Consider the following 12,843-nt stretch of genomic DNA (forward strand, 5'->3'; position numbering starts at 1 on the left):
CAAAAATGAAAGAAGTCTCGATTTCACGCCACTCATACGAGCTCCAACCTTCGGTCGTGTAGAATCCTCCAGACCACCATCATGATTAAGCTGGCTAAAATCCCAAACCTTACAGAGCTCACCTACCGGAGCATTAAGCAGAGCGTGCTGAATGGGACTTTAGGCGAACTGTCCAGGCTCACCGAAGAGTCCCTTGCCACTCAACTCGGAATCAGCAAGTCCCCGGTCCGCGAAGCGCTCAATCGATTGGAAGCAGAGGGGCTTGTTCGCATTGAAGCCCGCCGCGGGGCCTACGTCCGCCAGTTCTCAGCAAAAGAGATCCGGGATCTTTACGAGCTCCGCGAGGTTCTCGAGGTCCATGCGATCGATGCAGCGACCATCACTCCGAAGTTGCTTAGCGATCTGTCAAACAGCATCAACCGCACCAAAAAGTTTCTCAAGAACGGCAACAAGCTCGAACATATCGAAGAAGACATGCGGTTTCACGGCCTGATCACCGCAGCCACCGGTAACCAGGAGCTCTGCCACGTCCTCGAAAACGTGCAACAAAAAGCTCTTCTCTGCCGTTCCAAATCATATGAACTCTCAGCCACCACCGCGCCCGTAGCTCATACGAAGATCTACCAGGCCCTGAAAAAAGACTCCAAACGCGAGGCGCGACTTGCCATGCGGGACCATATCGTCTTCGTTCGCGAGCGCTTGCTCGCTACCTTCAAGACGCCGGACTGAGCTTCCACTGCACAGCGTCACAGAAACTCCTCTTCAGCGCACGCGATCTGCGACCAGCTCTCAGGCGAAACGATCCTGAGACAAGCGATGAGCCTCCCGGAACTTCGACGTTGTTCTAAAAATCCAACAACTCAAACGTTCACAGCGACGACAAGCCCCCCTGTTTCTGTCCGCTCGTTCCCAATTCTTTTCCTGAAACCGTGATTTAAACACCAGCTTCTTCGATCTCCCCTTCTTCACTAAGTCACTGATTCGAAAACCGCGCTGCGCGAATCTCCGCTGCCCATCGGCGTTTGAGGAGACACCGGCGACACATGCGCTGAATTTTCTCCTTGCATGTCAGTACAGTTGTCTATACTATTTGGCCTTCAAAAGAACTGATGATTTTTCGGTCTCAGAAGCGACCCCGAAAGTTCTGTTTTCTGGGTATTTCGGAAGGTTTTTAGGACACAGTTTCATCCGAGGATGTTTACAACACAAGACGCGAAGGATCTGAATTCGCTGCAAGAAGCCACACACTGCAGTGACTCAACCCTAAGGCGCAAACACCAGACAGAAATCTAAGCGACAGTCAAAGTCGCTCGAACAAGAACGTTCCACGAAGTTCGCAACACTCTTTGAGAAAGAAATGGAATTGGAGGCCACCAATGAGAGCACGCATCGCATTATTTAGTTTCTTCACGTTTCTGGTTTGTTCCTTCGCGCACGGGCAGGACATCAGCGCTAAGATCACCGGAACCGTAACCGACGCCTCAGGCGCCGTTATTGCCGGCGCTACCGTCACCGCTCGTGAAAGCTCTCGTGGCACTGTCTATCCAACCAAAACCAACGCCGCCGGTGTCTACTACCTGTCTCCTCTGCCTGTTGGGCAGTACGTGCTCAAGGTGGCAGCTCCCGGCTTCTCCTCCTCAGAGCACCAGGCCATCTCTCTCGACATAGCCCAGACAGCTCGCATTGACGTCGCATTGACCGTCGGTCAGGCCTCGCAGACCGTCGAAGTCTCCGGTGCGCCGCCTCTGCTGCAGACCGATGACAGCTACCTTGGAACTGTTCTCGATGCGCGTGCCAACGTCACTCTGCCGCTCGCAACTCGCAACTACAACCAGCTCACCCTCCTTTCTCCCGGCGCCGTCAGCCTCAATCCTGGCTCCTTCACAGGCTCTCAGGCCAGCTTCCAGGTCGGCCGTCCCTACATCAACGGCAACCGCGAGCAGACCAACAACTACATCCTCGACGGCATGGACAACAACCAGATCGACAACAACGATGTAGCCTTTTCGCCCAGTGTCGACGCCATCCAGGAGTTCAATCTCATCTCGCAGAACGCGCCCTCGTCCTACGGCAACTACCTCGGCGGAATCATCAACGTCACCCTTAAGTCCGGAACCAACCAGTTCCACGGCGACGTCTTCGAGTTCATCCGCAACGACGCCCTCAACGCCAACACCTGGAAAAACGGCCTCACCAAAGGACAGCCGTATATTCCGGGCACCAACAACCCCGACGGAACTGGCCTGAAGCCGATCCTCCGCTGGAACGAGTTTGGCGGATCGGTGGGCGGTCCCATCATCAAAGACAAGCTCTTCTTCTTCGTGGATTACCAGGGCTCGCGTTTTGACCAGCCGGCGACCTCCGTGCCGTACACCGTATTCACCGCTGCAGAACGTCAGGGTAACTTCGCCAGCATCTGTTCCGCGGGCTTCAACGCATCAGGCATCTGCAACAACCTCACCCAGCAACTCTACAATCCGTATTCATCGCCAACGCCCGGCGGCCGTACCCCATTCCTCTACAACAAGATCAACATTCCGTTCAGCTCCGCCGCTTCGAAGATTCTCAACTCGAATCTCTATCCCGCACCCATCAACGATCTGACCACAGGCAACCAGGTCAACGTGACGCACTCCTTCACAAACAGCGATCAAGGCGATCTTAAAATCGACTGGATTGCTAGCCAGAAGGATCATGTCTACGCCCGCTACTCGCAGCAGCACATTACCAACCCAACCACCAACAGCCAGCTGCTCACCGGCGACTCCGACAACGAGTTCCCACTCTATAACGGTGTCATCGACTACACCCACACCTTCAACCCGTCCCTCCTCAACAATGCCCGTATCGGGACCAGCTACTTTCCAGTGACCGAAGGCTACACCAATCCCACCGGACAGAACCTTCCCTCCACCTTCGGCATCGCAGGAGCCGCACCGAATCAAACCTTCCTGCCCCTGCAGATGTTCTCAGGTGCCAGCTACGGCCCGATGTTCGGCAACAACAATCTCGTCTCGCAGTTCCATGACACCGTCGTTCAGGCGGAAGACACCGTCACCATCATTCGCGGCAAGCACACCGTCAACGTCGGATTCGAGTTCTACAACTACCGCACCAATGTTCTCTACGTTGGCAACTCAGGTCTGGCCGGTGAGTTCATCTACAACGGCTCGTTCACCAGCAATCCCTCAGTCGTCATCCCACCCTCTGGCCCAGGCGGAGCCTCCTCGACCCCAACCGGCTGGGCAGAAGCCGACTTTCTCCTCGGCCTGCCCCAAAACGTTGGACTCGGCTCGGGCGGTGGTCGCAGTCTGCGCAACAGTCTTTATTCCGGATTCGTTCAAGATGATTGGCACGCGCTCCCGAACCTGACCTTGAACCTCGGCCTCCGCTATGAAGTCGTTACCCCGCGCGCTGAAGCCCACAATCAGGCAACCAACTACGGCCTCTTCACCGGAGAAGTCCAGATTGCAGGACTGAACGGCAACTCCAAAGCCCTCTACAACCAATACAACGGCCCCACCAACTTCCAGCCGCGCGTAGGCTTCTCCTGGCAGCCAGGCGGAGATAAATCCATGGTCGTTCGCGGCGCCTACGGTATCTCGAACTTCACCGAGAGCACCGGCACCGGCAACCTCCTTATCCAGAACCCGCCCTTTGCCATCCCCCTCAACGTCACCTACGCGGGTGGCACCCAGGCCCTCCCCACCACTACCCTCGACGAAGGCTTCTCCAGCTTCCCAGCATCCGGATGCACCGAAGCCGCTGCCCTCGCGCAGTCGCCGCTCTGCTTCTCAGGCTCTGGCATCCACGCCTTCAATCCCAACGAAATCCGCCCCGCCGTCTCGCAGCAATACAACCTCACCGTCCAGCGTCAGATCGGCAACTCCTCCACCTTCTCCATCGGCTACGTTGGCCAGAAGACCGACCACCTCATGACCATCGCCCTCATCAACCAGAAGGTTCTTGAGGCCGACGGCACCATCGCACCCAGCCCCTACCTCAACCCCACCCTGCAGGGACTGATCGGCCAGGCGCGTCTCACCGCCTCCACCGGTTACTCCAACTACAACGCCCTCCAAGCCAGCTTCCAGCAGCGCCTCAACCACGGCCTCGAACTCCAAGGCAACTACACCTTCTCCAAGTGCCTCGGAAACTCTTCAGGCTTCTACGCGCAATACGGCGACACCAACGCGCAACTCACCCAGGCCGGCAACAACCACTTCTTCTTCCAGAACACCTACAATCCCGCAGCCGACTACGGTCGATGCGACCAGAACGTAGCCAACTCCTTCAACGGTTTCGTCACCTATGACCTTCCCTTCGGCCGCGGCCGCACCTTCGGCTCAAACATCAACCGCGCAGCAGATCTCGTCGCAGGCGGCTGGCAGGTAAACTCCATCCTCCAGTTCCACACCGGCTTCCCCATCACCGCACAGGCCTCCGACAACTCCGGCACGACCTCCGGCTTCCCCCGCGCCAATTGCACCGGCCAGCCGATCGAAACCCCGAAGAAGAAGTCCACCATCCCCGGCAGCCCCGGATACGTCTGGTTCGACTCCTCCTCCGTCTCTCAACCCACCAGCGGCTTCGGCGACTGTCAGGTCGGCAGCTTCACCGGCCCAGGCCTCCAGGCGATCGACTTCAGTGTCTCGAAAACCTTCCACATCCTCGAGAGTCAGAGCCTGCAATTCCGCGCCGAAGCCATCAACGCACTCAACCATCCCATCCTGGTCGCGCCGAATTCCAGCATCGGCACCACCTTTGGTCTGGTCAACAACGCCCAGGGCGAGCGAAACCTTCAATTCGCCTTGAAGTACATGTTCTAACCCTCATTTCAAATTCTTCCCTTGGGGAGAGCGCATCGGTACTTTGCGCTCTCCCCTCCTTTTTTAAGGAGTAACCAGCGAGAGTCCCGCAAAGCTCCGAAACGTCCGACCACTCGCCCTCGAAATTCGACGTGTGCCCGAGGTTGCGCCCGAGGTTGCGCCCCGCAAAGAGCCCGTCAAGCCCCGCGTTTATCGAATGATCCTCACCGGCAGAGAAACTGGTAAGACCAGTAACGGTGAAGAGTCTCGTCAGGCTCTACAGAGTCACCCCCAGACCAAAAACTTTCTTGACAAGCAATAGTCTGATCCAGCAGAATCCTCAGCCGGGGAAGATTGACGACATTTCCTCTACTCAAACGTTTGAAGTAAATGCAGGACGAGCAACATTTGCCCGGATACGGCGACTTCCATCAAACAAAAACCGTAAGCGAAGCATTTTCATTGTGTTGAAGCAGTCTCAAGAGAACTCTGCCAACACAAGCAGCAGAACGTTAGATCGACTTAAACGTTTTACAAACCCAAGAACCGAAGGGCAGGACAACATGATCTACGATTCAACCACCCAGATGACCCGCCTAGGCCAGTGCGGACGCAGACTATCTCGGGGATGGAGCAAGCCGGCATATCTTCTGGCACTCCTGGTCCTCTTCACCTCAGCAGCCTTCGCGCAGCTGACCACCGCCGACATCCTCGGAACCATCACCGATGCCACAGGCGCCGTCGTTCCCAACGCCACCGTCGTCCTCACCAATACCGGGACGAACGAGAAGCGCACCACCACCTCCAACAGCTCCGGCGACTACAGCTTCAACATCCTTCCGGTCGGCCACTACTCCATCTCCGTCAAAGCCACCGGCTTCGAGGCGGCGATTACCAAGGATCTCTCTGTAGAAGCTGGTGACCGCGCCCGCAACGACGTCCATCTCCAGCTCGGCGCAGAATCAACCGTCGTCGAAGTCACCGCCAGCACGCCTCTCCTCCAGGCAGATTCCGCAACCGTCAGCTCCACCGTGACTGCAAAAGCCGTGCAGGATCTTCCCCTCAACGGACGTAACTTCGTTCAGCTCGTGGGCCTCGTCCCCGGCGCCAACGAGGGAGCAGGCAACGGCCTTTCGAGCGGTGGCCGTCCCGACGATCGTCGTACCAATGCAGCCGGTCTCTCCGTCAACGGACAGGACGACACCCTCAACAACTGGGTAGTCGACGGCATCGACGACAACGAACGCATCATCGGCACCATCGGTATCAAGCCCAACGTCGAAGGTATTCAGGAAATCACGATCCAGACCAACAGCTACGCTCCGGAAGCTGGACGTACTGCCGGCGGAGTCATCAACCTCGTCACCCGCTCTGGAACGAACGCCTTCCATGGTTCGGTCTACGAGTACTTCCGCAACGACATCTTTGACGCCCGCAACGTCTTCGCATCCACCGGAAAGAAACCCGAGCTCCGTCAGAATCAGTACGGCGTCAGCATCGGCGGACCGATCTTCCGAGACAGAACCTTCTTCTACTTTGACTGGGAAGGCCTCCGGAACGTCGCGGGCGTTACCTATACCGGTACCGTACCGACTCAGTCTGAATACAACAACATCAACAGCATTAACGGTGGATCGCCAGAGGCATTTTTTAGCACGGCTAACGGTACCGCCCAGGCGCATGCGGGACTAATCCCAGCCACCGGTGGACCGGTACCCATCAACCCGATCGCACTGAACTATCTGAAGCTGTTCCCGGCACCTACCAACAGCAATCTCTCGAACAACTACATCATCAGCCCGAGTAAGACCCAGGACTACAACCTCTATGACGCTCGCATAGACCACAGGTTCAACGATAAAAACGTGCTGTTTGGCCGCTGGTCCTACAACAAAGTCACTAGCTTTACGCCCCCCAACTTCGGCACTGTAAACGGTGTCCAGGTTTCGGGTGGAAGGTACAACTTTGACGGTCCCGCATCCGACTTCGCAACACAGTTTGCATTCGGCTTCACGCACATCTTCACACCAGCTCTCTTGCTCGATCTCCGCGCAGGCTACACTCGCATCAACAACCTCTCTCTTCCACTCAACTACGGCATCGGGATCGACCAAAAAGTCGGCTTCCCGGCCAGCCAGACCAACTTCAGCCCGTTTGCTGACTCCTTGACCCCGGTCTCAATCGGACCCTTCGGTGATATCGGCGACGGCGCTTACGTTCCTCTGCAGGACATCGACAACACCTTCCAATACTCCGGTACCGTTAGCTGGACCCTGGGCAACCACAACATCAAGGCAGGCCTCGGTCTCATCCGCCGGCAGGCTCGTAACGTGCAAAGTGCCTCCGCGGTCGGAGCTTATGGCTTCAATCTGACCACAGACAGCAACGGCGATCAGCTGACCCAGCAGAACAACCAGATTGCTTCTACTCTGCTCGGCGCCTTCAACAACCAAACCCGCAACTTCAATATCAACTCTCCTGACTACCGCAGCTGGGAGCCAAGTGGCTTCGTGCAGGATAGCTGGAAGATCAACCCCAAGGTGACCATCGTCTACGGCCTCCGCTACGACGTCTTCACACCATTCACCGAAGCTCACAACCACATCTCAAACTATGACTTCCTCGATGCGCTCTCCAACCCGGCGGCAGCTACCTCGTCTGCGTTGAAGATCGCCAATGTGAATGGAGTCAACTCACAGGTCAACATTCCTACCGATCACGGCGATGTTGCGCCACGCGTTGGCTTCTCCGCATCGCTCACCCCCCAAACCGTTCTCCGTGGTGGTTACGGGCTCAGTTACTTCCCCGGGAACTACACCTCCAACGCCGACCTGAAGAACGTTCCGTTCACCTCCATCTTCAGCCCGGCTTGCCAATCCACTCTCGCGGTTAATATCGAAACCTATGTAAACAACGGCACACTCCCTCCAGGCCAGAACCCGGACTGCGCAGGCGGTCCTTTCAATACAAACTCGAACTTTAGCCAGGGAATCGTTGGTCCGTCTGCTCCGAGTCCAGCGCAGCTCGCAAACCTGAGCCTCATCCCCGGTCTTTCGTTCGTCGCGGAAGCACCGCACTTCAAAAACGCCATGATCCAGCAGTACAACCTGCAAATAGAGCAACAGTTCGGCTCCAACGTCTTCACCATCGGCTACGTCGGCAACATCGGTCAGCATCTGCCCGAATCGATTAACAACATCAACCAGCCGCTGCCCTTCAACCCCATCACCAACGCCGCTGGCGCTGCTCGTCCGCTGGATGCAGCCTTCATTGCAGCCAATCCAAACAAGCCGACCAGCTCGAATTTGGGCGGCGTCAGCTACATCAACAGCGGCGGTATCTCCAACTACAACGCTTTGCAGACCTCCTACCAGCGCCGCTTTACCAAGGGTCTGGCATTTGATGCGAACTACACTTGGGGCAAAGCTCTGAGCGACATCACTGGCTTCTCCCAACAGGGCAGCAACCAGGGTTGGAGCAACGCGGATCCGTTCAATATCCGTGCAACTGAATACGGCATCGCGGAGACCGATATTCAAAACCGCTTCGCTCTCGGTCTGAACTACGAACTCCAGTACGGCAAGCAGTTCACCGGCGCCAAGAAACTCGCCTTCAGCGGATGGTCCTTCAATACCATCACCGTCTGGCAGAGCGGAAAACCCTTCACCATCACCAGCACTGGCAGCGGAGCAGATAACCCTGCTGGCGACGACCCTCTACATCCCGCCAAACGATTCGGCTTCAACAACCGCGCCGTTCCCCAAAACAGCGGAGGCAACGACCGCCCCAGCCAGATCGGAGATGCTCGTGGATCGAGGGCGATTCAGCACTTCTTCAACACTGCGGCCTTCGTTCCTCAACCCCTCGGAACCATTGGAAACGTTCAGCGCAACTCGCTGTTCGGGCCCACCTTCCGCCACGTAGACCTATCCGTGTTCAAGACGTTCGCCATTACCGAGCGGTTCGGACTTCAGTTCCGCGCGGAGAGCTACAACATCTCGAACACGCCCAACTTCTACCTGGGCAATGGCCAACCAGGCGATCAATTCGGCAACCCCGGCTTCGGAAGCATATCGCAGGCCGACCCGAACTACACCCCGCGCCAGTATCAGTTTGCCCTCAAGGTGCTGTTCTAACCCGAACGCGACACAACCAGCCCGTCGGCGAAGAGAAACCCTCTTCGCCGACGGGTACTTTTTGCTCCGAGTCTCAGCTCAGGCTGTTGGGATAGGACCAGAGACGCATTCACAGCCACTCCCTCAGAAGTCGTCATCCTGAACGAAGTGAAGGATCCCTGTATTTCCGTTCGCTCCGGCGCACTTCACAAAAATAAATCTCAAAAACCTGTCACATTTTTCGCCCCTCAAAACCCACCATCTCAAACACCACGTTTACCACCCATCTCACCACGACTTCACCATCAAATCACCACGTCTCCGACTAGGTTTCCCCCCAAAACCCTTCTAAATTTGAGTTTTCCCATTCCCCATTTTTTTCGAGCACTTCGTCCCCATAACAACCCGCACGGAGACTACCTGACATGAATCGCCGAAGTTTTCTAGCCCAAACCTCTGCGTGGGCCGCAGCCGCCGCGCTCCCCAGGCTATCCGTAGCCTCCGTCCTCCCCTCACTCGACGCCACCGCCGAGCAAACCCCAGCCGTCGGCGAAGTCAAGTTCCCAAAAGACTTCCTCTGGGGCACCGCCACTGCCGCCTATCAGGTCGAAGGCGCCTGGAATGTTGACGGTAGAGGCGAGACCGTCTGGGACCGCTTCAGCCACTCCCTCGGCAACGTCAAGGGCGCCTACACCGGCGACGCCGCCTGCGACGACTACCATCGCTACCCCGAAGACATCGCCCTCATGAAGCAGATGAATATGCGCAGCTATCGCTACTCCATCGCATGGTCCCGCATCCAACCCACCGGCGAAGGAGCCATCAACCAGAAGGGAATCGACTACTACAAGCGCCTCACCGACACCGTTCTCAAGGCAGGGCTTCGCCCCCTCGTCACCCTCTACCACTGGGACCTCCCCCAGCCCCTCGAAGACAAAGGCGGCTGGCCCAACCGCGACACCGCTGCCCGTTTCGCCGACTACGCCGAGATCGCCGTCAAAGCCCTCGGCGACCGCATTCAAACCTGGGCCATCTTCAACGAGCCCTGGGTCTTCACCTATCTCGGTTACGGAAGTGGTGTCCACGCCCCCGGAAAACAAGACTTCGACCTCTTCCTCAAGGCCTCACACACTGTGAACCTCGCACAGGGCGACGCCTTCCGCGCCATCAAGGCCATCGCTCCGAAATCCAAGGTCGGCAGCGCCTTCAGTATGTCGTCAACTACCCCCGCAACCTCCTCCTCCGAAGACGCCGCCGCCGCCAAACGCTTCGACGCCTTCAACAACGTCTGGTTCCTCGAGACTGCCTTACGCGGCCGCTATCCCGAAGCCTTTGTCCACGGTGTCCCCCTCGAGACCATGGGCTTTCAAAACGGCGACGACAAGCGTATGACTGCACCGCTCGACTACATCGGCGTCAACTACTACTTCCGCCAAATCGTCGCCAATCTCAAAACACCCGCTCCCACCAAACCCTCCTACGACGCCATGGGCTTCGACCACTTCAATGGAAAAGAAGGCCCCCTCACCGAGATCGGCTGGGAGGTCTATCCGCGAGGCATGTATGAGATCGTCCAGCGCGTCTCGCAGGACTACAAACTCCCCATCGAGATCACCGAGAACGGCTGCTCCTACGGCGACTATCCCGACGCCTCCGGCCGCGTCGCCGACGTCCGCCGCATTCACTACTATCGCGAGCACCTTCGCGAACTCGCCCGCGCCATTCACGACGGAGCCGATGTTCGCGCCTACCACTCCTGGTCCATCCTCGACAACTTCGAGTGGTCCGAAGGCTACACGCAACGCTTCGGCATGGTCTTCGTGGACTTCCCCACACAGCGCCGCTTCATGAAGGATTCAGCGAAGTGGTACTCTCGTGTCGCCGCCACCAACACCATCGAAGCCACCCCTGCCACAACATAACCAACCAAAGGACTGGGCACAGAGGTAAGCGATAATACCTCTGTGCCTCCGTCCGATCTTTCTCCCTCCGAAGAGTACAAGCAGCGCCAGCAAGCCCGCGAGCAGAAGGTCGCGCATTTCGAAAAGCTGCATCGGCGCTTCGGAAATCTCCGACTCCTGGTAGTCATTGCAACCCTGATCGCCTGCTGGTTCTCTCTCCACAACACCGCCTTTTCACCATGGTGGCTTCTCACGGGCCCTGTAGTATTCCTCGCGATTGCCTTCCTGCACGCAAAGATCCTACGTCAGCGCACCTGCGCCGAGCGCGCCGTAGACTTCTATCGCAAGGGCATTGCCCGCATCGAAGACCGCTGGAACCTCTCCAGCCAGATCGGCACTGGCCACACCGGCGAACGCATCGATACCCACGCCAGCCTTTACGCCACCGATCTCGACCTCTTCGGCCCCGGCAGCCTCTTCGAACTCCTTTCGCTCGCTCGCACGCGAATGGGCGAGGACACCCTCGCCACCTGGCTCCTCGCTCCAGCCCCCGTCGCCGGCCTAAAGCAGCGCCACGCCGCAGTCTCCGAACTTCGCACCTGCCTCAACCTTCGCGAAGACGTAGCTGTCCTTGGTGAAGATCTCAAGGTTGGTATCCACGCCGAAGCTCTCACACGTTGGGCCGAGGCTCCCAATCAGCTCAAACACCAGGCTCTCCGCTGGCTCTCTCTCCTCATCTCATTCGCATCGATAGCCTCCGTGATCTTCTGGGCGCAACGCGGAGAAAAGACTCCTTTCTTCCTCATCCTCATCCTCGCAAGCATCATTACCGCATCTCTTCGCATGCAAACCGCCGAAGTCCTTCAATCCACCGAGCACGCCCTCAAGGATCTGCAACTCCTCTCCTCTTTGTTGGCCCGTCTCGAGCGCGAACAGTTCGAATCGCCGCGCCTGCAGACTCTCAAGAAGCAACTCTCCTCTCATCACCTCGCAGGCTCTCAAGCTATCGCCCGCCTCCGCACCATCGTGGAGTACATCAACGCGCTCGAAAACCCAATCCTGCGCGCCCTCAACGTGCCGCTCGTCTACGGGGTCCAGGCTGCCTACGCAGCCGAAGCCTGGCGCAGCGCCCACGGAACCGCAGTACGCTCCTGGCTCGCAACCATCGGCGAAGCCGAAGCGCTCCTGTCCCTCTCTGCCTACACCTTCGAGCATCCCGCCGACCCATTCCCCGAGTTCGTCGAGGGCGCACCCTGCTTCAACGCCGAACAACTCGGCCACCCTCTCATCCCCGCCGCAAAGTGTGTCCGCAACAACGTTAGTATCTGTGGCGAAATCCGCGTCCTCCTCATCAGCGGCTCAAACATGTCCGGCAAAAGCACGCTCATGCGCGCCGTCGGCATCAACACCGTCCTCGCCATGGCAGGGGCACCCGTCCGCGCCGCAAGATTGCAACTCACTCCGCTACAAATAGGAGCAAGCATTCTCATCAACGACTCGCTACAGGAAGGAAGCTCTCGCTTCTACGCCGAGATCACGCGCCTCCGCCAGATCTGCGACCTCGCCGAAAAAAATCCCCCGGTCCTCTTCCTCCTGGACGAGCTCCTCCAGGGCACAAACTCGAAAGACCGCCTCATCGGAGCCGAAGGCGTAGTCCGCGCCCTGCTCGACAGCGGAGCCATCGGCCTTATCAGCACCCACGACCTCGCCCTCACCAACATCGGAGAACAGCGCGACCCCCGTCTCCACAATGTGCATCTTCAGGACGAGATCGAGGACGGAAAGATGAAGTTCGACTTCAAGTTGCAGGAGGGCGTCGTCACCAAAAGCAACGGCATCGAACTCATGCGCCTCATCGGCCTCAAGGTTTGATCTCCATCTTCCTCCGACCAACGGGAGGACCAACGCACCCATCCAACCAAGACCGGTATACAAGTCACGAAGTGACCACCTCCCGCTCAGGGAGCCAGTCCGGCAGGACACATGCCTTTGGAATGGTTCATCGTGCCTCGTTGACGA

5 protein-coding genes are annotated in these 12,843 nt (G+C 57.8%); all 5 read left to right on the forward strand.

Going from position 1 to position 12,843, the window contains the following annotated elements; all coding sequences use genetic code 11:
* Positions 1-81: 81 nt before the first annotated feature.
* Positions 82-729, forward strand: coding sequence for a GntR family transcriptional regulator (locus RBB81_RS07930; RefSeq protein WP_179581438.1), 648 nt, complete (start codon positions 82-84; stop codon positions 727-729).
* A gap of 647 nt (positions 730-1,376) precedes the next feature.
* On the forward strand, positions 1,377-4,829 hold the full coding sequence (locus RBB81_RS07935; protein WP_353073301.1) for a carboxypeptidase-like regulatory domain-containing protein: 3,453 nt from the start codon (positions 1,377-1,379) through the stop codon (positions 4,827-4,829).
* Between the two features lie 542 nt (positions 4,830-5,371).
* The gene (locus RBB81_RS07940; protein ID WP_353073302.1) at positions 5,372-8,944 is read left to right on the forward strand and encodes a TonB-dependent receptor; all 3,573 of its coding nucleotides are present in this window, start codon (positions 5,372-5,374) and stop codon (positions 8,942-8,944) included.
* Between the two features lie 404 nt (positions 8,945-9,348).
* The gene (locus RBB81_RS07945) at positions 9,349-10,845 is read left to right on the forward strand and encodes a GH1 family beta-glucosidase (protein ID WP_353073303.1); all 1,497 of its coding nucleotides are present in this window, start codon (positions 9,349-9,351) and stop codon (positions 10,843-10,845) included.
* Positions 10,846-10,887: 42 nt separating this feature from the next.
* Complete coding sequence (locus RBB81_RS07950) at positions 10,888-12,696, forward strand: MutS-related protein (RefSeq protein ID WP_353073304.1); 1,809 nt, start codon at positions 10,888-10,890, stop codon at positions 12,694-12,696.
* Positions 12,697-12,843 lie beyond the last annotated feature (147 nt).

The sequence above is a fragment of the Tunturibacter gelidoferens genome, assembly GCF_040358255.1.
Classification (GTDB): Bacteria; Acidobacteriota; Terriglobia; order Terriglobales; family Acidobacteriaceae; genus Edaphobacter; species Edaphobacter gelidiferens.